This window comes from Devosia riboflavina (assembly GCF_000743575.1).
GTDB lineage: Bacteria > Pseudomonadota > Alphaproteobacteria > Rhizobiales > Devosiaceae > Devosia > Devosia riboflavina.
The window spans coordinates 25576-47446 of sequence record NZ_JQGC01000026.1 but is presented as its reverse complement, the minus strand read 5'-3'; the positions used below and the strand labels follow the sequence as shown (position 1 = coordinate 47446).

The following is a 21871-nucleotide window of genomic DNA, read 5'->3' as shown; positions in this document are numbered from 1 at the left end:
GGCCACTCGCCAAACCCGCAGTGGTGCGGCGCCCAAGCAGGTCCTCGGGTCAAGCCCGAGGACAGCACCGGGAAATTGAATGCAAAGCGTCCGCCTACCGACGGTGGGAGCGACGAAGGAACCGAACCTATGAGTGCCTCGGCCTCGCCTAACCAAAAACGCCCCTTCTGGACCATCGCCCGGCGCGACGCGGCGGCAGGCTATATCTTCATCGCGCCCCAGCTCATCGGCATCATCATCTTCGTGCTCGTGCCGCTCGGTCTCGTCTTCTGGTATTCCCTCCACGAGTGGAACGTGCTGGCTGCCAGCTTCAATTTCGTCGGCGCCGCCAATTACCAGATGCTGCTGGCCGACCCGAACCTGCCACAGGTGCTCGTCGCCTCCGCCATCTTCTCGGCTGGCCTCGTCATCCTCAACATGTCGCTGGCCCTCCTTCTTGCCGTCCTCCTCGACCAGAAGCTCAAAGGCATGGTCGTCTTCCGCACCCTGTTCTTCTCGCCGGTCGTCGTTTCCCTCGTCGCCTGGACCATCGTCTGGAGCTTCCTTCTCCAGAACAATGGCGGCATCAACGGCATGCTGGCCATGCTCGGCATCGAAGGCCCCAATTGGCTCCGCACCCCCACCACGGCCATGATCTCCGTCGTCGTCGTGCAGGTCTTCAAGAATGTTGGGCTCAACATGATCCTGTTCCTCGCTGCCCTTCAGGGCGTGCCCAAGGAGCTCTACGAGGCCGCGCGGGTCGATGGCACCGGTGCGTTCAAGCAGTTCCGCCGCATCACCCTGCCGCTGATCTCGCCCACGATCCTGCTCACCTCGATCATCACCATCGTCGGCTCTTTGCAGGTCTTCGCCCAGATCGCCGTCCTCACCCAGGGCGGCCCCGGCATGACCACCACCGTGCTGGTCTATTACCTCTACCAGCAGGCCTTCCAGTTCCACTTCTTCGGCTATGGCTCGACCCTGTCGATCCTGCTCTTCGTCATCGTCGCGCTGCTTACTTTCGCCCAGTGGCAGCTGCGCAAGCGGATCGTCTTCTATGAAAACTGATCTCAGCCCCCGCATGAAGACTGCCCTCTATGGGCTGATGTGCGTGCTGCTCATCCCCTTCGTCTTCCCCACCTGGTGGATGATCACCTCCTCGGTCAAACCGATCAGCGACATCTTCGCCTTCCCGCCGGACCTCTGGCCACGCCGCTTCGACCTTACGACCTATGCGCGGGTCTTCGAACTACAGCCTTTCGCCCGGCAATACTGGAACTCGGCCTATATCGCCGCCCTCGTCACCGCGGGCACAATGGTCATCTCCTCCATGGCCGGCTACGCCTTCGCGCGGATCAAATTCCCTTTCAGCAATGCCATCTTCATGGTCGTGCTCTTGGGCCTCCTGATCCCCTCCGAAGTCACCATCGTCCCCCTGTTCCAGATCTTTCTCGGCTGGGGCATGATCAACACCCATTGGCCGCTGATCCTCGTGCCCATCTTCGGCGCGCCCTCGGTCTTTGCCACCTTCGTCATGCGCCAGTTTTTCATCGCGCTCCCCAATGAGCTCGAGGAAGCTGCCCGCGTCGATGGCCTCGGCCGGTTCAAGATCTTCTGGACCATCGCCCTGCCGCTGGCCAAGCCAGCCCTCGGCGCCGTGGCCATCTTCACCTTCCTCCACTCGTGGAATCTCTATCTCGAACCCATCGTATTCCTCTCCTCGACCCAGATGTTCACCCTGCCCCAGGCCCTTACCCAGTTCACCGACGCCTATGGCGGGGCCATGTGGAACATCCAGCTCGCCGCTGCCACCATGACCGCCATTCCCGTCCTGCTGGTCTTCATTGTGGCGCAGAAGCAGTTCGTCGAAGGGCTCGCCCATACCGGGCTGAAAGGCTGACCTCATGGCTCCCGTTACCCTCAAATCCGTCACCAAGAGCTATGGCGCCACATCCGTGCTGCATGGCATCGACATAGACATTGCCGATGGCGAATTCGTCGTCCTCGTCGGCCCCTCCGGCTGCGGCAAGTCCACCCTGCTGCGCATGATTGCTGGTCTCGAAACCATTACCGGTGGCGCCATCGAAATCGGTGGACGCGTGGTCAATGACCTCGAGCCCAAAGACCGCGACATCGCCATGGTCTTCCAGAACTATGCGCTCTATCCGCACATGACCGTCGCCACCAATATGGGCTTCTCGCTCGAACACCGCGGCGGCTCTAAAGCCGAAATCGCCGAACGCGTCCAATGGGCGGCCGGCATTCTAGGCCTCACCCATCTCCTCGATCGCTATCCTCGCCAGCTCTCCGGCGGCCAGCGCCAGCGCGTCGCCATGGGCCGCGCCATCGTCCGCAACCCGCAGGTCTTCCTATTCGACGAGCCGCTATCCAACCTCGACGCCAAACTCCGCGTCGTCATGCGCGGCGAGATCAAGGGCCTCCACCAGCGCCTCGGCGTCACCACCGTCTACGTCACCCATGATCAGGTCGAAGCCATGACCATGGCCGACCGCATCGTCGTGATGAATGGCGGCAAGGTCGAACAGGTCGGCGCCCCGCTCGACCTCTATGATCGCCCCGCCAACCTTTTCGTCGCCGGCTTCATCGGCTCGCCTGCAATGAACTTTATCGAGGGCATTGTCACAAACGAGGGATTGGTTGCTCTCGGTGTTACCTTGCCGCTAACCAATTCGGCTCCTCTCGGCACCAAGGCAACCTACGGAATCCGTCCCGAGAACCTGACCCTCGCCGCCGATGGACTGCCCGCAAAAATCACCCTCATCGAACCCATGGGCTCCGAAACCCAGGTCACCATGACCCTCGGCGATCACACCATCACCGGCGTCTTCCGCGAGCGCATCGCCGCCCGCCCAGGCGAGACAATCCACATTCGCCCGGACCTCAACGCCATCCACCTCTTCGACGCCTCAACGGGCCTCCGCATCGAATGACCTACCCAGAAACCAAGTTCTATCAAGCTCTTACCTCAGGCGCATACCCAATCATCGTCTCCCTGGCCCGGCACGATCTCGACCTCGCCAAAGCCGCCCTCGACGGCGGCGCCTTCGCCCTGAAGACTCACCTCAACGCCTACCACCGCGCCACCGGCACCACCTTCGGCACCTTCGAGCAAGAACGCCCCTTCTTCGAACAACTGGCCAAACTCGGCTGCCCGCTCCTCGTCATGGCCGGCCAGGAAACCGTGCCCACCGCGTCTGAAATGGACGCCCTGGCCGATCTCGGCTTCGAAGGCTTCAATGTCTATATCGACCACATGCGGCCCCACCTGCTGCAGTCGCGCCTCCGCCCCATGCCTGCCCTCTCCTCAACCAGCACGCCCGAGGACATAGCCGAGATTGCGGCCGTTCCCGGCTGCATCATCGAGGCCTCGATCATGGAATTCGGGCGCTATCGCACGTCGATGACCGATGCCGACCTCGCCCGCTATGCCGAGATCGCTGCAGCGGTCGATGTTCCGGTGATCGTTCCCAGCCAGCTCAAGCTCACACCACAAGATGGCCTTCGGCTTAAGGCCGTAGGACTTGCGGCCCCACTCCTGGGGGCTATCGTTACCGGTGAGACACCCAGAAGCATGGGCCAGTCACTGCAGGCTTGGCGCGACCACATATGAGGTCAAAGTATTACCCGATGACGCTTAGGTCGACGTCTGATTTAGGCCATCGCAAAGCGGGTCTGTAGGGGAGGAATGACAGTGCTTTGCGGCGCAGCAAGGCAGTGCGCGACTGATGTCGAGGCTGACAGCGAATGGGGCTCATGCAGGTATCTACCGCGTTCTCGATGGCAATTCTCTCGCACTGCGCAGCGCAACGCTGATGGGCCTTTACGACATTTCTAGCAAGCGAACTTTCGACATTCCGGGGCAGTTCAATACCAGTTCTCCGGCTTACACGGCCACGCAAGGAGAGCTCGCCTTCAAATTCCTCGATGTCCCAGCTCAGAAGAAGCCTATTTGGAGTTGTCCCATGCATATCTGGCGTCCACAGACTTCGCTGAGATCAGGTCGTCTCTGTTGCTAGACGGTAGTGCAATCGAGCGGAGTTGTGGCCACCGCCACAGTCGGTCTACGGTCTGAAATTCGTATCGATGTCGAAGATATGGCGGCCAAGCTGGGACTTGGTCTGGCGGTGCGTTCTGCGATCGGAAACGGCTGACCCGCCTATCGGAAGCAGCTGGCGGCCAGTAACGCATTTCAGATCAGTGCGCCGGTTAAATCAGGCCCAGAACTCCTCATCGATCTTAGTTTCGATACGCCGATGTCTCAGACCGCCAATGCCCGGTTTGCCTATCAGGCGAATATCGGCGAGCAGGGTGTCGGCCAAGTCCGCCAACGCGACCCGCTCAGTCGGTTTCTGGCCGCATAAACTATCCTGTTGGTAGCAAATCAACATCGACATATGGGATCTGTGACCCACCCGGCGGATAAATGGGACACCCTGCCCAGCGTCGGGACGCTGGGCCAAATACACATCGCGGCTTCGCCCACTATGCTAGCCACACCGAAGGTTGGCTTTGTGCATGGCGGAGAGCAAAAATGGCTTTGAAGAGGGATATCGTACCAATCCATATCCCGTCAGTAACTACATATGCGACGACGGCACCCGTCTTGCGGTACGGCTTCTCGGTGAGAGCGCTTCCGTGTCAGTCAACGACGCGGCAGAGGTGTCGCTGCCCTCGATGGGCCCTGAGGGAACCAGTTTTTCGAATGGTCAGTTCACGCTGATGATTGTGCAAGGGCAGCTTTCATGGGCCCTTGGCCGAGCGATGCCCTCCCCGTGCTCCGATGCTTGATCATCTTCAGCCATATGACAGAGCCGGTAGGCTAGAGCCGAGTCTTAAGGCCACCCCTCGCGTTAGTCGTACGCGGTATTTATCAATTCGGCATCTCGGGACACCGTAGCAGCCGCGATAGTGCCGAACGTCAATCAGAGCCTCGGCATCGGCGCCACATCCTCGTCCTCGTCGGTATCTGAGGTGCTATAAAAATCTCGATCTGTAATTTCGCCTCATCCAGCGTTCGTCACGCGCTCGCAGTTTATTCATCGACATTCCGAAGAGCGTATAGTGGATACTGCTGATCTCTGGCCTTCGCTTTAACTTGAGGCGCCCCAAAGGGGACGATAGAGCCTGACCATGTTGGTGGCGCCCTCGCTGTCGATCCAGTAAACACGGCAAAGCAGCCGCGCACGGTTCTGGCCACCTCTTATCCCCTTTTCGCCCAGGCTCTGCTGGGCGGCGTCTTCGGGAGACCGGGCGTCTACGAGGTATTCCGGCTCTACCATTTGCGAACGAAGATCAATGACACGAAATTGGGGCATTTGTTCCTCTGGTTGGACCGGAGGCTTAGCAAGCGGGAACTCCGCTCTCCTTAACAAATGTTATTCGCCCAATCCGGCGCGTCACTATTGGCGAGTGTAGGTCAAGGTTTGGCAAAGCAGTCCTCCTCGACACCCTTCTATGTCGATCGTGTCCGGACTGGTTTGCCTGACAGTTGCCTCTGCGCTGAGATCGCCAGCCTGAAGGGTACCCTTCCATGTATTGGCCTCGGTCTGCTGGGCTTGCATGACCACGGACCCGACATAGGCAAGATTTTCTTCCGTTGCCGATTCTCCCTTTAGGATGTCCAAAGTCCCGCAGAGATCGGTTCCGGCGCCGCACAGCGCGAAGGTGAAAGTTGTTCCGAACTCGTCCGCAAATGTGCCGTTTGGGTCGAAAGTCGCATCCTGAGCGAGTACCGGAAGCGACAGGCCGACGAAGACTGCGCACGTAAACACCAAGGGCTTTAATCCACACATTGGTTCTCTCCGATCCAGACCAACGGTTGACGCGGAACGTGTTCCGGGAGGGGGCAACGCATCAGACGGGGCTTGGTTCGGAGGAACAGCGTCCCTGTGATGAGCCGATGATCACGATCGAGTGCGTCAAATCCAGGCAGTCGACCGTTTGCTGTCGGCCGGGGACCCAGCGAATGTAACGAGGCCGGGATAGTCGTGAACGGTGAGAGTACCTTTTTGCAAGGACGCATATCCACGCTCACGCAAAATTCGCAGCGCCCGATTGGCGTGGACGACGCTCATACCCGTTGCGTCGCCCAAATCCTGTTGTGTGAGAGGTAGAGCGAAACTGTCGTCGACGCCGGCAACGTTGACTCGGACACGGTGGTAGATCGAAAGAAGAAACGCCGCCATGCGTTTGACGCTATGGACCCGGCCTACGAGGGTAAGTTGATGGATGAGGCGCACTCGTTCCTCCTGTGCTGACATATAAAGCAGGGCCGCCAGCCGGGGGTGCTGACGGAAAGCCACGGCAAAGGCTTCCAGCGGGATAATGTCAACGACGCAGTCGGTCAGAGCCGATATCGTCTCCGCCGCCACTTCTCGCGCAATGCTAGGCATTCCGACGAGATCCCCGGGCAGATGAATCGTCGTGATCTGCCTATCGCCCGCCGGCGTCGTTATGCTGCAGCACAGCCAGCCGGAGCGTAGAAGGTAAAGGTCTGGCCTGGGTTCGCCCTCGTGGCTAAGGAAATGCCCCTTGCTGCACAGCCGCTGCGGGCCGCTCATCAACTCAAAATTCGAGAGTCGGTCACCGTCGTGAAACTGGAGGCCGGCAAACAATACTGAACTTGCAATGGACACGGTAAACTGACGACGCTCCTGGATGTCGTCATGCAACAGCCGCCTCGCCCGGTGTCATTTACATAAGTTAAGTCCCGCTCAGGATGCGCGTTTATGCGGTCAATTGCGATCTTTGGAGGAAGCGTGACCGGGGTCCTGCATACGTCCTAAGCGCGCTTCGCGCTGCCCTTGGCTCGCTAAACTTTAGACTCGCCCTAGATTCGGGTGCCCGCGATTGAGCGGCCGTTTCACTGGCGGCGATGTCCTTCTGCAGCATACACGGCTGCAAGGGGAACAATCCCAAGCCGAACGGCTTTCGAGAAGAGGGTGAACAGAACTGCGCTGTAACTTCTCTCGGGCCGGGGCGGTGCAGATCGTAGTTGAGGATGGAGGTCCGCATGGACAAGGCGATCGAGTTTATGGTGCGTCGCTTGAGCGGAGTGGGCCAACTCAGCTCGGAGGATCGTGATCGTCTCGTTTCGTTGCCCATCAGGCGCAAGCGTTTCGCAAAGGGGGAGGAGATCGTCGCTGAGGGAACCAGTTCCAGTTCCTGCTGCCTTGTCTTCAAAGGTTACGTACATCGATCCAAAACCCTGATCACCGGCGACCGACAGATTTTTTCGCTGCATATGGCCGGAGACATTCCTGACCTCCAGAGCCTTTATTTGCCGAGGATGGATCACAGCCTGGTAGCGACATCACCTGCAGAGGTAGCGTTGATCTCGCATTTTTCCATCCAAACCATTCTCGATCAGTCATCGAGGCTGACTGCCCTCTTCTGGCGGGACACCTTGATCGATGCGGCCGCCTTTCGATCGTGGATGCTTATGCTTGGTCAGGCAGAGGCGCCGGTACGCATGGCGCATCTCTTTTGTGAACTTTATGTCCGCTCCCAGCTCGTAGGGCTCAACAAGGGAAATACCTTCGCGCTCCCGATCAGTCAGGTCGACATCGCCGATATGCTCGGAACTTCGACCGTACACGCCAACAGGACTCTTCAGGACCTGCGATCGCAGGGGCTGGTCGATTTCGCACGTGGTCGCGTGACCATACTTCATTGGCGAGAGCTCGCCGAACTTGGGATGTTCGATGAAAGCTATCTACATACCGTGGTCGGTCCGGCTACGGATTGGCCAACTCGTGAAGGAACTTGAAGCCATAGACCTAACGTTGCATGAAAAAGGGAGGCTTCAGTGCGACGGTTCTACTTCGAAATAGCACTCAACGACGACATAAAAGAGGACGCCGACGGAGTCGACCTGCCTGACGATGGCGCTGCCCGGCGGGAGGCCGTCATGACCATTGCGAGCATTGCAGCGGAAGCCATTCCACAGGATGGCCCGCTTGATATTGCCATTCGCGTTCTTGACGACCGGGAATGTCAGGTGTTCCGCGCACACGTTACGTTCGACTTCGACGATACTGAGAGAGAGCAGAAACTTCGGGGCAGTTCACAATGACCTGGGAGCCAATTTCTCGTTTTGGCCGCGGGACGCGTTCGCCGCCAAAGCGCCATGGCCTTCCGATTGGACGGTCGCAATCTTGTGCCGATCCCGGCATCTGGATAGTCGCCGTTGAGCGGTATCCGATGGAGGCTGTGGTTTTAGCAACTGCCGTTGGCCTACCTACCGCCGAAGGCTGAATCGGCGAACCGAGGGACAGACCATGGATGACGTGCAAGACGCAGCCTATTTTGGCTTTACTGGCCCTATCGAACCAGCGGGCGTGGGACGGCTTGCAGGGGCTCTCAACTCCGCGGTTAACAGCGGGGTCGGTCTAGTTCACCTGGCCTTCAGCTCGAATGGTGGCTACGTCGCCGACGGGGTGTATCTCTACAATCATATTCGGGCACTGCCGCTGCATCTGGTGCTTTACAATACCGGCTCAGTGAGCTCGATCGCCGTCTCCGTGTTTCTGGCGGCTCAAGAACGATACTGCTCTGCGCATGGCATGTTCATGATCCATCCGACAACCATGGGACAGTCTGAGGGCCTGACAGCCCGGCGCCTGCAATCAACGCTGGATGCGGCGTTGGCGGACGATGATCGCACCGACAACATCCTGCGTGAGCGTAGTAGGGTCCCTGAAGAGGTTCTCGCGGCCCGGCGTCATAGCGAGATCTATATCGCGCCCGTGGCGGCAGTGAACTATGGATTTGTTGATGCGGTCCGCGAATTTTCGCTGCCAAAAGGGCAGCAGATCATTCAGATCTAGATGCTTTTCGTCCAATTCGCCCTCGCGAGCTGTGGGCGGAGGCGGACGAACCGCCGCCGCGAATTATTGCACTACTGACGATCGGGTTTGTTCAGGTCATTTTCCTGACGGGATTGATCATTTCCCTGGCGGCCCTGCTGGTCCCCACCTGACTGCTGGCCGCCGGCCCCGCCTTGGCGGTTGCGATCACGGTCCATATCATCGTCGCGCTTATCCTGGCGATTTTGCTGGCCACCCTGCTGGCCCTGCTGGTTCTGGCCAGATTGCTGCCCACCCTGGGAGCCTTGGCGATTGCGGTCGAAGTCTTTGTCATCGTCGCGGTTTTGCATAGGAGTTCCTCCTCCGGTTGTCCGGGCCTAAGGACCCGGCTCTGAGAAAACGGGTGCGGTACTCGGCTGTTCCGTCGAAGTGATCGAGGCGAGAAAACGTGATCAGCCGGATCAAGGCAGCCACTGAGTTTGTCAAACAAGCCGTCGATCGGCCGCTGCCGATCCCATCCCGAACCGAGCCAACTCGAATGGCATCCATGGCAGCTCCTAACACTCGCCGAGGGCCTTGGTGGATCGCGAAGTCGCTCACAGCTATTGGGTAATGATTTGCAGCAGAAATAGAGTGAGACACAGAATGCCTCGCTACACGGCCGTTGCTCAAGATCTGCCTTTGGTCAGGCGAACTATGGTCGAAGTTCCAGCGTCGGGGTTCTCAGTGACCGCGTAAACTGCTTCGTCAGGTCCCACCTTGACATCGCGCACGCGCGCATTGAGCGGTACGCGCTCCTCGTGAGCCACCTTGTCGTCCTGGAGGTGGACGACGACAAGACCTTCAGAAACCAAACCGCCGATCAAGAATGCGTCCTGCCATTCGGGGAATTCGCTGCCCGCATAGAACGCCATGCCCGATGGCGCTATAACGGGGTCCCAGTAGTAAATGGGCTGGGTCGTCCCCTCCATAGCGGTGACGCCGTCGCCAATTGGTTCGCCGCTATAGTCGAGGCCATAAGTCACTTCCGGCCAGCCGTAGTTGACGCCCGCTTCTGGCCGATTGAGTTCGTCCCCACCCATTGGCCCATGCTCGACGGTCCAGAGCCGACCTTCGCCATCAAGCGCTGCTGCCTGCATGTTACGATGACCAAAACTCCAGATTTGGGGCAAGGCGCCTTCGGTCGAGATGAACGGGTTGTCCGAAAGGGGAGCGCCATCGGCCCCGATGCGGAAGACCTTGCCCAGTCCGCTTGAGATATCCTGCGCCTGGTTGCGTGTTTCGACATCCGATCGCTCACCCACGGTAACGAACAGGCTTGCATCAGGGGCAAAGACCAGGCGGGAGCCAAAGTGCTTGTCGCCGTCATAAGCGGGGGTTTGCTGGAAGATGACCTCCAGATCATCAAGAGTTCCGCCATTGGCGTCGTCGAGCGAGAGCGTGGCGGAGGCAACGCTCGTGCCGTTGCCCCCGTCACGGGGTTCTGAAAAGGAGAAAAAGATTCGCCCTGAACTATCGAAGTCGGGCGCCAAAGCCACATCGAGCAGGCCTCCCTGGCCGCGATCGTCAACATCCGGAAGGCCCCCTAAGGGCTCGCCAACTTCGCCTTCGGGAGTGACGATATGCATCTCGCCTGCCTTGGTCGTCACGAGCATCCTGCTATCGGGCAGAAATTCGAGCGACCAGAGTTGGGGCAGGTCCTCCGCAATCGTAGTTGTTTCAACCTCCGGCGTCTGGGCCGGCTGCGGAGCGCGCGTCTGGCCATTGAAGGCTGGTTGCTGATCCGGCGCGTTTGCGGTCTGCGTTTCAGCAGAGCGGCTGTCCTCGCCTGTTACAATGACGGGTAGCAGTGCTGCATAGGTGACGGTACTTGCGAGCAAGACTTGTATAAGGCGCATCGGGGTCTCCTCTGACGGCTGATGCGCGAACGCATGACGCTAACGAGTGCGCTCGTCGGGTGTCGGGCAAGATTGCCTGCCAGTAGAAGTCATGGTCAGTCGGCGCGTTGCACTGAAGAGGATCACATACCGGTGTGCAGAACGCAGGAACGAAGCCGCTAGGCCCCGGATATCTATCATGACCGCAGCTTCGGGCAGGAGTCCATGCCAGATCGGGAAAGGCACATCGGGCGCACGCAGCGCCCCCTGAGCAGCGCAGCTTTAGAATGCCGAGTCTTTGTAATCCTGCCCAGACCGCAATGGGGCTCGGAAAAGACCGCATATGACCAACTTGGCGAGAGGGAACGCATTGCAGTCGATGAAGACTGTGGCTATCTCGACCTAATGCCATCCAAGCACAAACCCGTTCTCCCAGCCGACCTGATCGCAGAATGGCCTCTGCCTCCTTCCGCAACCCTGGGCTCGTCTGTGCGGGCCAAGGGCCTTCTGCTCGAAGTTCGCGCCAGCCTGCCCAGCACGGTCAAGAAGTCGCTCGACGTCGTTGCGGGGACCATGGTGTTGCGCATGCCGGTGGAGAAGCGGGCAGAGTTCAGCAAGGCCTCGTCAATTGTAACGCGAAAGCTTGACGGTATCGAAGATCTCCCGGTCATTCCTCGCGAGATTGAGGATATTCTCTCCATTTCGACCACCGAACGTCACCGTTGGCTCAAGGATGGCCGCCTCCCGAGCGCAGGCACTCGCACCGTGAAATTGCGAGGTCGAGCAAGAAAGATTACCTTCCACGTCTTTAGTCCCCGCAAGGTAGAAGACATTCTCGACGACGATCTTGTTACGACGTGGCGCGAAGATGATGCCCTCACGGCAGCCGAGAACCGGCGAAAAGCGGCCTGGAAAGCAAAGCTCGCAAGGGCGGACAAAAAAGCAAAGGAAACCGGCACCGAGAGCGAGGAAAAACCAAATCTCGTGGGCTGGGATGCTTTCGAGCGCGAGGGTCTATTGCGCTAGAACGGCTCCAGCTTTGACGACGTGCAACCAGATAGGCGCAACCGCTGTTGGAGCGGAACGTATTGGGAGGACACGATGACAGACGACGATCTCACCTACGAAGAATTGGAAACGCTTGCACGCTTCGGGTCCCTGGATCAACCTACCGATGTTGATCCCCAGCACTTTGCCAAGCCTCTGTCGCTTGCGCTCATCGAACAGAAGGAAGGTGGACCAGCGTTGACAACCGCCGGTCGTGAACACTTGACTCGCAAAGAAGATAGAGGGCGTCTGCTGAGGTAGTTTAGGGCTGAAAATCTATATGCCCGGGTCGCCCAACGAACTCGATGCGAAGCCATTATACAAGATTACGATCTGGAGCTTTATGCTCGACACGCCGCATCATTGGAACCGACCGTTGACCGTTAGGTTGGCAGGGAAGATAATTTGTCAAATCGCCCGGGGAGGCGAAAAGGCTTCTCCAAGGTCAGCGTCACTTACAATCGTCAGACGTCGCGGGCTTCTGAGCTGAGTCCTGGTGCCTGCAACGGTTTTGTTTGCGTCGCTTCGGGACGTTCGGCGAGCAGCCGTTCCAAGGCGATGAACCAATATTTCTTCTCATCGCCAAAAGGTCGGCCGTCATCCTCCCATAAATGATATGCCGTCTGTCGAACCCGTTGCTCGAAGTCGAGATCGACGAACTTTTCCGTATCCTCGTACATGACCGTTCTCCTTGGTAGTCTCCCACAACGGCGATGTCGTTTGTTCGATCCCCTTGATCTGGAACCAGCTGGTGGAGCAACGGCGCCCGAATTACGTGGGATCCGCGGCCAGTTGATGGAATGATCCAGCACACTTAGAAAACCATGTGGTCCAGGCGTATTCGAACTGATCGCCGTCGGTCTGGAACCGTCTTGCGACCACCGCGACGATCTTAATCGCAGCCTTGCCTCTGTCGCAAAATCCGGCGCGCTATGATCGTGGGCTAGATCAACCGCAGCTTTGCCTCAAATAGGGCTCCGCCCTCGTTGCGGAAACTGTGTTCCCCACCGAGCTGTGATACGACACCCTTCACCAAACGCATGCCCATGCTTCCACCCCGTGGCCCCTCCGGCAGGCCCACTCCATTGTCTCGCACCACGAGCGTCGCCATTCCATCCGCTGCTGGCCATAGAGAAATAGAAATTTGTCCCTGAACGCCCTCGCGAAACGCATACTTTAGGGAGTTTGTGACGAGCTCGCTCAACAATAGCGCGAGCGGGGTAGCTTGATCACGACCGACTTGAACCGATGAAAGCGAGTAACTGACCTCGGCGCTTGATCCGTAGGCCGCGATCACCTCATCGACTATGGCCGGAACTAGATCTTTGGCGTCGATGCTCGCGTATCGATCATGCCTGTAGATGTGCTCATGCATTGCCGCCATTGCCGCAAAACGGGAGCGCAGATCGTGCTTGGCAGTCTCCGGAATGTTCTGCAATCCCACCAGCGCCTGAATGGACTGCATGTTGTTCTTGATCCGGTGGTGAATCTCCCGGAACAGCATTGTCATTTCTGCCGCCTGGCGAGAATCCCGTTTGAGGAGAATTACGATCCACCAGCAACCCAAGGCGAGGCCCAATACGATCGGCGAAACGATGAGGAGGACGGTGAAAACGGCACCCCTGAAAGATGCCCATGTCGCCGTCGATGCTATCGAGGCAAGGGCGATTATTCGGGTGCCTTCAACTCTCTCGTAGCTCACCACCCGGGCGATACCGTCCACCGGCGAACTCGACGAGGTATATGTACCTTCCGAATTGACCGGCAAAAACTGGCTGAAGAGAGGGGTGGTCGAAAGATCCACGGGAGCGTCTGGTGCAGGATAGCGCGCCATCAGTTGCCCATCATCACGTACAAAGCTGACCGTCGAGCCTGCATCGAGATCGAGCGTATGCCACAGGCCTTCGAGAAGTCGATCAGAGTACGAGACCATGATCGCGCCTGCAAAAGCTCCGTCGCGCTCTACCCGTTTGCTGAAGACGAATATGCGGTCGCCGGTCAAGCGGCTGACGATCATAGGAGAGGTATAGAACTCAACTCCATCTCGGACTGCCACAAAATACTCGCGATCTGCCACAGAGACCTCGCTGGCTCCTGGTACCGTCGCGTAAATTGTGTGTGCTTCCGCGTCGATAACATAGACTTCCACCACGGAAGGCAGGCCATCAAGGACAGCTTGAATGGACGCGCTGTCACCAGACATCTGGGGGCCCAGGGCAGCATCTACTCGCCGCAGCGTTTGGTTGGCGACCTCGTTTACCCAATAGGCGTTGGTCGCGACGACCTGGGCAGCCGCCTTGGAGCGATCGTCTAAATTCTGCTGCGTCTGGCGGACACCGGCAGCGACAAAATACGCGAAGATCGCAATGAACAGGGCGATGAAGGCCAGCATCAGCCCAACGGCGACGTGGATCGCGGAAACCGACGCCCAGCGTTCACCTAGAAATCGGCGCAGTTCTACCTCCCAAGGGCGGTGTTTCGATCATCTGATGGATCGGTTCTGCCCCGACACAGAAAATCACGTGGTGTTTGCGGACGCTAGAGCTTCATCCTGCCGATATCAGTAGGCGAGGAAACGTGATTGGCTAGCAGCACAGGAACCCCAGGCGGTCATAGCCGTTTTCTCTTCTGTCCGCCCGCCCGAGCCTTTCCATGTCACTTCGTAGAAATTTCGGGGCAATTCCCAATGAGCAGGGGACCCATTTTCTCGTTTGGGCCCTGGGCCGGGCTCGCGCGGAAGTCGAGATCGAGGGGAAGGGCCTGCTCAAACTGGACGACTTAGGGGATGGCTATTTTGGTGGCCTTGTAGATGGTGTTGGCAACGGGGCCCGCTATACGTTCCGATTGGATGGGGGAAATCCCGTACCGGACTTGGCGTCTCGCTTTCAGCCTGGCGGCAATGACGGGCCATCGGTGGTCGTTTCGAGCAATTTTGCCTGGACTGACAGCCTTTGGGGCGGCGTGTCGAATGGAGACCAGGTGATCTATGAGCTTCATGTCGGTACGTTCACGAATGAGGGTACTTGGCTCGCGGCAGCGACTAAACTCGAGCATCTAAAGAGCCTTGGCATCACAGTTATTCAGCTCATGCCGGTGGGTACCTTCAGCGGCGCTTTCGGCTGGGGCTACGACACAACGCTGCCTTTTGCGCCCTTTGCTCCTTACGGAACGATCAACGAGATGCGCGCTTTCATCGATGCGGCGCACAGTGTCGGCGTGGGGGTCATTCTCGACGTCGTCTACAATCACGTGGGGCTTGGGGACCATTACCGGGCATATTCCGACCACTACTTGACCAGCCGCTACGAGAACGAATGGGGCGCCAGTTTTAACTTCGATGGGGAAGGTGCGCGAGCTGTTCGGGATTTCATCATCGACAATGCCGTCTACTGGATCCGGGATTTTCACCTCGATGGGCTGCGGATCGATGCGGTGCAGGCCATGTTCGACAGCAGTGAGCGACATATCCTCGCCGAATTGACGGAAGCGGTGAGAGAGGCCGCCAAGCCGCGCTCGGCTTATGTCGTGGTCGAGAACCAGCCGCAGGAACGGCGGATGATCGAAAGCCCTGATATCGGCGGCTTCGGCGTCGATGCGATGTATAGCGATGATTTTCAGCACACGCTGCGGGTCGCCACCATCGGGCACGACGATTTCTACTATCGCGATTATCGCGGCACACCGCAGGAACTGGTCTCGGCGCTGAAATATGGTTTTCTTTACCAGGGCCAGCGCTCGGATGCCCGTGACAAGACCTACGGGACCTATAATCTCGAGACGCCGCCCCGGCATTTCGTCCATTTCCTTGAAAACCACGATCAGGTCGCCAATTCGCCGCGTGGTCTTCGGTTGAGTTCGCTGCTCAGTCCCGCGTGTCTGCGGGCCATCACAGGCATACTGCTGTTGGCACCTCAGACGCCTTGCCTTTTCCAGGGTCAGGAATTCGGCTCGACCCGGCCGTTCTATTATTTCTTTGGCATTGAGGGCGAGCATGGCAAGGCGGTCGCGGCAGGACGCAGGACGTCGTTGAAGAATTTCCCAGGTGTTGCCGATCCCGCCATGCTGGAGCGCCTGGCCGATCCGGCGGATCCGGCAACCTTTGCGCAGAGCAAGCTCGATTGGGCCGAGGCGGAACGGCATCAGGGGTTACTTGCGCTCCATCGTGACCTGCTGACGCTGCGCCGGACAGACCCTGTTTTTTCGCAGGAGACTGAGCGATGGATTGACGGGGCAGTGCTCGGAGATGGCGCCCTGCTGCTGCGCTATATGACGCCGGAGCCAGCGGGACACCGGCTCATCCTCTTCAACCTCGGTCGCGACCTGCCCATGGCGGTCACCGCGGAACCGCTGTTGGCGCCGCCAGATGGGAACGTCTGGTCGCTGGCCTGGAGCAGCGAGCATCCCGATTATGATGGCGCAGGGCGCCGACCGGTTGACCCCGAACATTTCTGGATTTTGCCCAGCGACTGCACCCTGATGCTGCGCAGCGAGGCGCGCAAGTGAAGCAGCCTCGCGCTACCTATCGTCTGCAGCTCAATAAGGATTTCAGCCTCGCCGATGCCAGGGTGCTGGTGCCCTATCTCGACGAACTGGGTGTCAGCCACGTCTATCTTTCGCCCATTCTCATGGCGCAGCCCGGCAGTACGCACGGGTATGACACGGTTGACCATACACGGATCAACCCCGAGATCGGTACTCTCGATGATTTCCGGGCACTCGCCGCTGCGCTAGAGGCGCGGGGCATGGGGATCATTCTCGACTTCGTGCCCAACCACATGGGTATCGGCGGGGCCAGCAATGCTCTCTGGCTCGATGTCCTCAGGCATGGTCCGGACAGCCCCTATGCTGAGTGGTTCGACATCGATTGGCATCCGTCGCGTCCGGACATGGACGGCAAAGTGCTCGTGCCTTTTCTCGGCAAGTCCTTTGCCGAGGTTTTGGCCGACGGCGACATTTGCCTCAAGGCGGATGCCGAGGGGTTTGCAGTCTGGGCCTATGATAAGGAGAAACTGCCCATCCGGACTGACGATAGCGTTGCTCTCATCAGCCGTTATGGCGATGTCGATGACGTCGTGGCCGCGCACGCTGATCCCGAAGCGCTGCGAGAACTCATATCGCGCCAGCATTGGCGTCTCGCCCATTTCGCAACGGCCGCTCACGAGATCAACTATCGGCGCTTCTTCATCAACAGCGAATTGGCTGGCATCCAGATCGATCGCCCTGAGGTGTTCGATCATGCACACGCGCTGATCTTTTCCCTCATTGCAGAGGGTTTGGTGGACGGTCTGCGGATCGACCATATCGATGGTCTTCTCGATCCGCTGGGCTACTTGAAAATGCTCCGGCGCAAATCGCCGCGGCCTATCTATCTCGCCGTCGAAAAGATCCTCGCGCCGCACGAATATCTTCGCCGCGACTGGCCGGTCGAGGGTACGACTGGCTATGAAGTGGGCGCCGATCTGACCCGAGTGCTGACCCGAGCCGAAGGGGAGCAGGCCCTGACCGAAGCGTACAAGGGGTTCGTCGGGGCGGTGCCGGCCCCGCATGACGAGGCCTATCGCTGCAAGTTGCGGGTGATGGACAATGAGCTTGCCGCGGAGTTGGGCACTCTGGCAAGCCGCACGGCTCGCCTGGCCTGGTCCTTTGCCGCGTCGGCTGATCTCACCGAGCACGCCCTGAAGCGTGTCTGGCGCGAGCTGATTGCGCAGCTCGATGTTTATCGCGTCTATGCCCACAATGGCGTTCCCGGGTCGATGGATCGCCGTGAGCTCTCCCTTGCTCTGGCGCGAGCCGCCCGCGTGCAGCCGCAAATTCAGCCAGCGACCTTCGACTTTATCGCGGCACTTCTCTACGGCACTCTGAACAGCAGCTACGACGCGCATCACGCCGCGGAGGTCGTCGGTCGCTTTCAGCAATATACGGGTCCAGTGATGGCCAAGGGCGTCGAGGACACATCTCTTTACCGCTACAATCGCCTGGTCTCGCTCAATGAGGTCGGCGCCCATCCCGACAGGTTCAATCAATCGATCACAAGCTTTCACGACAGAAATATCCGGCGATTGGAGCGGCATCCGCTTTGCCTGATTGGAACGTCAACGCACGACACCAAAAGAGGCGAGGACATTCGGCTGCTGATTTCGGCCCTCGCCGATGATCCCGGTCACTGGGCGCAAGCGGTGATCACCTGGCGTTCTCTTCTGGGCAGCAAGGCGGAAGATATTCATCCCAACGATCTCTATCTGCTGTTTCAACTCCTCCTCGGCGGTTGGCCGATTGCTGGGATCACCCAGGATTTTGCCGATCGGCTCAAGGGCGCGATGACCAAATCCCTGCGCGAGGCGCGGCAACGCAGCGATTGGGGTGTCAATGATCTTGGCTATGAGAAGAAGGTCGAGAAAATGATCGACGGCATGCTTGCCGACGAGGGCTTCCTTAAGAGCTTTCATTCGGTGCGCGCGCGCTATGAAGCAATCGGTCGGCGCAAGACGCTGATCCATGTCGCATTGAAATTCACGCTCCCCGGTGTGCCCGACATTTATCGCGGGGCCGAGGACTGGGAGCAGAGCTTCGTCGATCCGGACAATCGCCGGCCTCTCGACTTTGCAGCTCTCGGTAGACGACTAGCCAAACCCGAAGCGGGTCGGGACGACAAGCTGGTGATGACCCAGAAACTCTTAAAGCTGCGCCAGAGCCACCCAGTGCTGTTTTCCAAGGGTAGCTACGAGCCGATCGACCGTGGTCAGGATCGCCTCGGATTTCGGCGCCAGCATGCTGGGGTGACGCTCACACTATTTGCCGATCTGTCGCGGTGGCATTCTGCGGGCCTCGGCGACACGTCGGGTTTTGGTAAATGCGTTGCCGGAGAGGGTGACGGTCCCGTTGGCGTATTCATCGCCTGAAGTCGGGCGAAACCCTTGCCGCGGGTGACGCGGAAAAATTGCTCCGCCTCATAGACTAATCGTCTTGTCAGCCGTTGCTCCAATCCGATGGAGCCCATTCGATGACTATCCCTCAGATTTTCGCCTTCGGCACAATCTTTTTCATGATGGTCGCATTTGTCTGGGGGAGGTGGCGTTACGATCTGGTCGCTGTTGGCGCGCTCCTGGCGGCGGTCGCGGTGGGCATTGTGGCACCCGAGGACGCATTCTCAGGTCTTTCTGACGATATTGTCGTCATCGTTGGCAGTGCTCTCGTCGTCAGCGCTGCAGTGGCGCGGTCCGGCGTGATGGAAGTTGCCGTGCGGCGGTTTGCGCCCAATCTTCGGACGCCGCGGGCGCAGCTCGTTGTTCTGGTTTTGACCGTGACGCTGCTCTCAGCCTTCATCAAGAATATCGGCGCCCTGGCCATCATGATCCCCATCGCGTTCCAGATGGCGCGAAAATCGGGCGTTTCCCCCTCACTGTTCCTGATGCCCATGTCTTTTGGGGCGCTGCTGGGCGGCTTGATGACCCAGATCGGCACTTCGCCAAACGTCATCGTCTCGCGGGTTCGCGAGGAGCTGACCGGTGCCCCCTTCACCATGTTCGATTTCACGCCGGTCGGCGCGACGCTGGCTTTGGTCGGCGTGATCTTCTTAGGCCTTTGCTACCGCCTGCTTCCGGAGCGCACGCAGGCAAAAAGCTCGCTCGACCAGGCGATTGCGATCAAGAACTACACGACCGAAGTTCGTGTGCCGGCTGACTCTCCAAGTGTCGGAGAGACGGTGGGAGCCGTGCAGCGCCTCGGCGGGGGACAAGCGATGATCACGGGCATTATCGCGCCGACTGGCAAGCGCCGTCTGCCTCTGCCGGACTCGCTGGTTCAGGCCGGGGAACTGCTTATCGTCGAAGGCGAGCCCGATGCACTCGACAGGATCGTCTCCCAGGGAAAGCTCGCCTTTTCTGAAAGGCGGGACCAGGCAGTGTCCTCCCGGGAGGTTGGCGTCGTCGAAGCGGTGGTCGGCGACAGTTCTTCACTCGTCGGCCGCAATGCGAAAGAACTGGCCCTGTTCGATGCTGCCGGCCTCAATCTATTGGCGGTCAGCCGGCGGGAAAAGCGTCTCACGGATCGTCTCGGCGAAATCCGCTTCCAGGTTGGCGATGTGCTTGTGCTGCAGGGTGATCTCGACACGCTTCCTGAAAGGTTGCGTGATTGGAACTGCTTGCCGCTGGTAGAGCGCAACCTGACGATCGGCAGTTTTAGAAACGGCATCATCCCCGTTGTCATTCTCGTCCTGGCGATGGGCAGCACGGCACTGGGGCTCGTTTCGGTGCCGATCGCCTTTTTCACCGCTGCGGTACTGATGGTTGTGACGCGCACTGTGCCGATCCGCGATGTCTATTCGCATATCGACGCCCCCATCCTGATCATGTTGGCTGCCCTCATTCCCGTCAGCGACTCGCTGAGAACGACGGGCGCAACCGACCTGATTGCCAATTGGCTCTCCTCGACAGCATCGGTCTTGCCAGCCTATGGCGCCCTGGCGCTCATTCTCGTCGTCGCAATGGCGGTGACGCCTTTTCTCAACAATGCCGCCACCGTGCTGGTCATGGCGCCCATTGCGGCAACCTTCGCCGCCGATCTCGGCTACCAGCCCGAGGCTTTTCTGATGGCGGTCGCCATTGGCGCGGGGTCCGACTTCCTCACCCCCATCGGCCATCAGTGCAACACGCTGGTGATGGGGCCTGGTGGATACCGCTTTGGCGACTACTGGCGTCTCGGACTGCCTCTATCCCTACTGGTGATCCTCGTTTCCGTACCCATGCTGCTGCTCGTCTGGGCGCTCTAGGCCCGGGAATGAAAGTGGGAAGGAGATCGACATGAGCGAACCGGAACACAAGCCTTCTGCGGGAGCCTCCCTGCCAACGACATCGGCAGAGGCGACAAATGCGATGATCCACTACTATCGCGCCGAGATGGGCCGGATGAACGCCTGGCGATCCCGGCTCGATCTGACGACCAACTGGGCCATCACCGTTGTTGCCGCCATGCTCTCGGTGACCCTGTCGACGCCCACGGCACACCATGGCCTCGTGCTTTTCGCCATGGTCATCGTGATGCTGCTCCTCGGTGTCGAGGCCCGGCGCTATCGTTTCTTCGATGTCTATCGCATGCGGGTGCGCCAGTTCGAGCGGCACTATTTCGGGCAGTTGTTCGGGCCGGTAACGCAAAGCGGGCCCGAGCCGTGGCTCCTGATGTTGGCCCAGGATTTGCGACATCCCAAATTCCGCATCTCGTTCTGGAGGGCGATGGGTCGGCGGCTGCGGCGGAACTATATCTGGATGTTCCTGATCCTCCTTATGGCATGGCTATTGAAGATCGCTTCGCCTGACTTGCAGGCGGGCGTCCACCTCGACCCAGATCGGCCACTCGCTGTTCTCGTCGAACAGGCGTCCACCGGTCCAGTGCCGGGTTGGTTGATGGTCGGAATCGTTGCCGCAGTTTATGCGTGCTTGCTCTATGCGACCTATTCAACGCGCGAGCGCGGGGGCGACGAAGTCCGGGTGTGAATACACCCGGTGTAATAATGACCGTTCTAGTCGAAGGTAAACGCGCAACCGGCATCATCTACTTCTCTATACTGCCCAATCATCGATCGCTGATATAGAGCCACGGATCTTGGTGTCGCTTATCGTGGGCAAATGCTCCTGCGCTGGTCGGCAATTTCATCGGCCGCCATTCGCTCGTGACACAGATCCTGGACCGCGGATCCATCCTGATCATCGTCTACTCGGCGTTCATCTCCGATGTGGTCGCCGCCATATGGAACGAGGTCGGCCCAACAAGCCTCGCCATCATCGTAGTCGAGGCCGAGCGAGGCGGACAGGGTGGAGATCTGCACCGGCGTCTTGCCGATCAGCGCCGCATCGGAACTGGCGACGACTTCAGCGACGAGATAGGTTGGCGCCACGGACAGCAAAGGTATTGCTGTTAATGACACCTTCGATTTCGGCGCCCTGCACATTGACCTTTCGACCGGCGCGGACTTCCACCAGGTGACGGGATCGGGCGCAGCCACGCCATTGCGGCTGAGGTTGAACACCGAAGCGATGATGAGGCCATCCATGAAGGTTGGCTCATACTTAATTCCGGCTTCCCGGCATTATCGCGCATCCCCAATAACGCCGGGCCTGACAGACCCCCAAAACGGCTCGAAAAAAG

21 protein-coding genes are annotated in these 21871 nt (G+C 59.1%); 13 read left to right on the top strand and 8 right to left on the bottom strand.

Annotated elements, in window-relative coordinates; translation table 11 throughout:
* Positions 1 to 129 precede the first annotated feature (129 nt).
* Genes JP75_RS20420 through JP75_RS20405 form a run of 4 tightly spaced genes read left to right on the top strand, consistent with a single transcriptional unit; the run spans position 130 to position 3610 of the window.
* A complete protein-coding gene (locus tag JP75_RS20420) occupies positions 130 to 1047 on the top strand; it encodes a carbohydrate ABC transporter permease (RefSeq protein ID WP_035086471.1) in 918 nt (305 codons plus the stop codon).
* Positions 1037 to 1879 carry a carbohydrate ABC transporter permease gene (locus tag JP75_RS20415; RefSeq protein ID WP_035086469.1) on the top strand — a complete coding sequence of 281 codons (843 nt, stop codon included), beginning with the start codon at positions 1037 to 1039 and terminating at the stop codon, positions 1877 to 1879. Before JP75_RS20420 ends, JP75_RS20415 begins: the two co-directional genes overlap by 11 nt.
* A 4-nt stretch (positions 1880 to 1883) precedes the next feature.
* Positions 1884 to 2930 carry an ABC transporter ATP-binding protein gene (locus tag JP75_RS20410; RefSeq protein WP_035086467.1) on the top strand — a complete coding sequence of 349 codons (1047 nt, stop codon included), beginning with the start codon at positions 1884 to 1886 and terminating at the stop codon, positions 2928 to 2930.
* Positions 2927 to 3610, top strand: coding sequence for a beta/alpha barrel domain-containing protein (locus JP75_RS20405; protein WP_035086466.1), 684 nt, complete (start codon positions 2927 to 2929; stop codon positions 3608 to 3610). The genes JP75_RS20410 and JP75_RS20405 overlap by 4 nt, the downstream gene beginning before the upstream one ends.
* A 1480-nt stretch (positions 3611 to 5090) precedes the next feature.
* Here the strand turns inward: JP75_RS20405 and JP75_RS20395 are convergent.
* The 3 genes from JP75_RS20395 to JP75_RS20385 all read right to left on the bottom strand — a co-directional run bounded on the left by JP75_RS20395 (position 5091) and on the right by JP75_RS20385 (position 6671).
* Positions 5091 to 5315, bottom strand: a complete 225-nt coding sequence (locus JP75_RS20395; RefSeq protein WP_035086462.1) for a hypothetical protein — start codon at positions 5313 to 5315, stop codon at positions 5091 to 5093.
* An 84-nt stretch (positions 5316 to 5399) separates the two neighbouring features.
* On the bottom strand, positions 5400 to 5792 hold the full coding sequence (locus tag JP75_RS20390) for a hypothetical protein (protein WP_035086461.1): 393 nt from the start codon (positions 5790 to 5792) through the stop codon (positions 5400 to 5402).
* A 126-nt stretch (positions 5793 to 5918) separates the two neighbouring features.
* Positions 5919 to 6671 carry a Crp/Fnr family transcriptional regulator gene (locus JP75_RS20385; RefSeq protein ID WP_051961015.1) on the bottom strand — a complete coding sequence of 251 codons (753 nt, stop codon included), beginning with the start codon at positions 6669 to 6671 and terminating at the stop codon, positions 5919 to 5921.
* A gap of 341 nt (positions 6672 to 7012) precedes the next feature.
* Between JP75_RS20385 and JP75_RS20380 the strand changes: the two genes are divergently transcribed.
* The 3 genes from JP75_RS20380 to JP75_RS20370 all read left to right on the top strand — a co-directional run bounded on the left by JP75_RS20380 (position 7013) and on the right by JP75_RS20370 (position 8828).
* Positions 7013 to 7768, top strand: a complete 756-nt coding sequence (locus JP75_RS20380) for a Crp/Fnr family transcriptional regulator (protein ID WP_051961011.1) — start codon at positions 7013 to 7015, stop codon at positions 7766 to 7768.
* A 39-nt stretch (positions 7769 to 7807) separates the two neighbouring features.
* A complete protein-coding gene (locus JP75_RS27420) occupies positions 7808 to 8074 on the top strand; it encodes a DUF6894 family protein (RefSeq protein ID WP_035086457.1) in 267 nt (88 codons plus the stop codon).
* 205 nt (positions 8075 to 8279) lie between these two features.
* Positions 8280 to 8828 carry an ATP-dependent Clp protease proteolytic subunit gene (locus JP75_RS20370; RefSeq protein WP_035086455.1) on the top strand — a complete coding sequence of 183 codons (549 nt, stop codon included), beginning with the start codon at positions 8280 to 8282 and terminating at the stop codon, positions 8826 to 8828.
* A 71-nt stretch (positions 8829 to 8899) separates the two neighbouring features.
* On the opposite strand, the gene JP75_RS20365 is transcribed toward JP75_RS20370, so the two are convergent.
* Together JP75_RS20365 and JP75_RS20360 are read right to left on the bottom strand one after the other, a co-directional pair.
* Positions 8900 to 9157 carry a hypothetical protein gene (locus JP75_RS20365; protein WP_035086453.1) on the bottom strand — a complete coding sequence of 86 codons (258 nt, stop codon included), beginning with the start codon at positions 9155 to 9157 and terminating at the stop codon, positions 8900 to 8902.
* Between the two features lie 318 nt (positions 9158 to 9475).
* Positions 9476 to 10705: a PQQ-dependent sugar dehydrogenase gene (locus JP75_RS20360; RefSeq protein ID WP_035086451.1), complete on the bottom strand. Its 1230-nt coding sequence runs from the start codon at positions 10703 to 10705 to the stop codon at positions 9476 to 9478.
* Positions 10706 to 11089: 384 nt separating this feature from the next.
* On the opposite strand from JP75_RS20360, the gene JP75_RS20355 reads away from it, so the two are divergent.
* Positions 11090 to 11710 (top strand): hypothetical protein, encoded by a 621-nt coding sequence (locus JP75_RS20355; RefSeq protein WP_035086449.1) that lies wholly within the window; start codon positions 11090 to 11092, stop codon positions 11708 to 11710.
* Between the two features lie 75 nt (positions 11711 to 11785).
* A complete protein-coding gene (locus tag JP75_RS20350) occupies positions 11786 to 11992 on the top strand; it encodes a hypothetical protein (RefSeq protein ID WP_035086447.1) in 207 nt (68 codons plus the stop codon).
* Positions 11993 to 12195: 203 nt separating this feature from the next.
* On the opposite strand, the gene JP75_RS20345 is transcribed toward JP75_RS20350, so the two are convergent.
* Positions 12196 to 12411 (bottom strand): DUF2934 domain-containing protein, encoded by a 216-nt coding sequence (locus JP75_RS20345; RefSeq protein WP_035086446.1) that lies wholly within the window; start codon positions 12409 to 12411, stop codon positions 12196 to 12198.
* A 263-nt stretch (positions 12412 to 12674) separates the two neighbouring features.
* A complete protein-coding gene (locus tag JP75_RS20340; RefSeq protein ID WP_035086444.1) occupies positions 12675 to 14123 on the bottom strand; it encodes a sensor histidine kinase in 1449 nt (482 codons plus the stop codon).
* Between the two features lie 587 nt (positions 14124 to 14710).
* Between JP75_RS20340 and JP75_RS20335 the strand changes: the two genes are divergently transcribed.
* The 4 genes from JP75_RS20335 to JP75_RS20320 all read left to right on the top strand — a co-directional run bounded on the left by JP75_RS20335 (position 14711) and on the right by JP75_RS20320 (position 21219).
* A complete protein-coding gene (locus JP75_RS20335) occupies positions 14711 to 16234 on the top strand; it encodes an alpha-amylase family glycosyl hydrolase (protein ID WP_201772967.1) in 1524 nt (507 codons plus the stop codon).
* Positions 16231 to 18630: a malto-oligosyltrehalose synthase gene (gene treY / locus JP75_RS20330; RefSeq protein WP_051961007.1), complete on the top strand. Its 2400-nt coding sequence runs from the start codon at positions 16231 to 16233 to the stop codon at positions 18628 to 18630. Before JP75_RS20335 ends, treY begins: the two co-directional genes overlap by 4 nt.
* Positions 18631 to 18731: 101 nt before the next feature.
* Entirely contained in the window at positions 18732 to 20498 is a 1767-nt protein-coding gene (locus JP75_RS20325) for an SLC13 family permease (protein WP_035086440.1), read from the top strand.
* Between the two features lie 31 nt (positions 20499 to 20529).
* A complete protein-coding gene (locus JP75_RS20320) occupies positions 20530 to 21219 on the top strand; it encodes a DUF2270 domain-containing protein (protein ID WP_035086438.1) in 690 nt (229 codons plus the stop codon).
* Between the two features lie 119 nt (positions 21220 to 21338).
* Here the strand turns inward: JP75_RS20320 and JP75_RS20315 are convergent, their stop codons facing one another.
* Positions 21339 to 21776 (bottom strand): hypothetical protein, encoded by a 438-nt coding sequence (locus JP75_RS20315; protein ID WP_035086437.1) that lies wholly within the window; start codon positions 21774 to 21776, stop codon positions 21339 to 21341.
* Positions 21777 to 21871 lie beyond the last annotated feature (95 nt).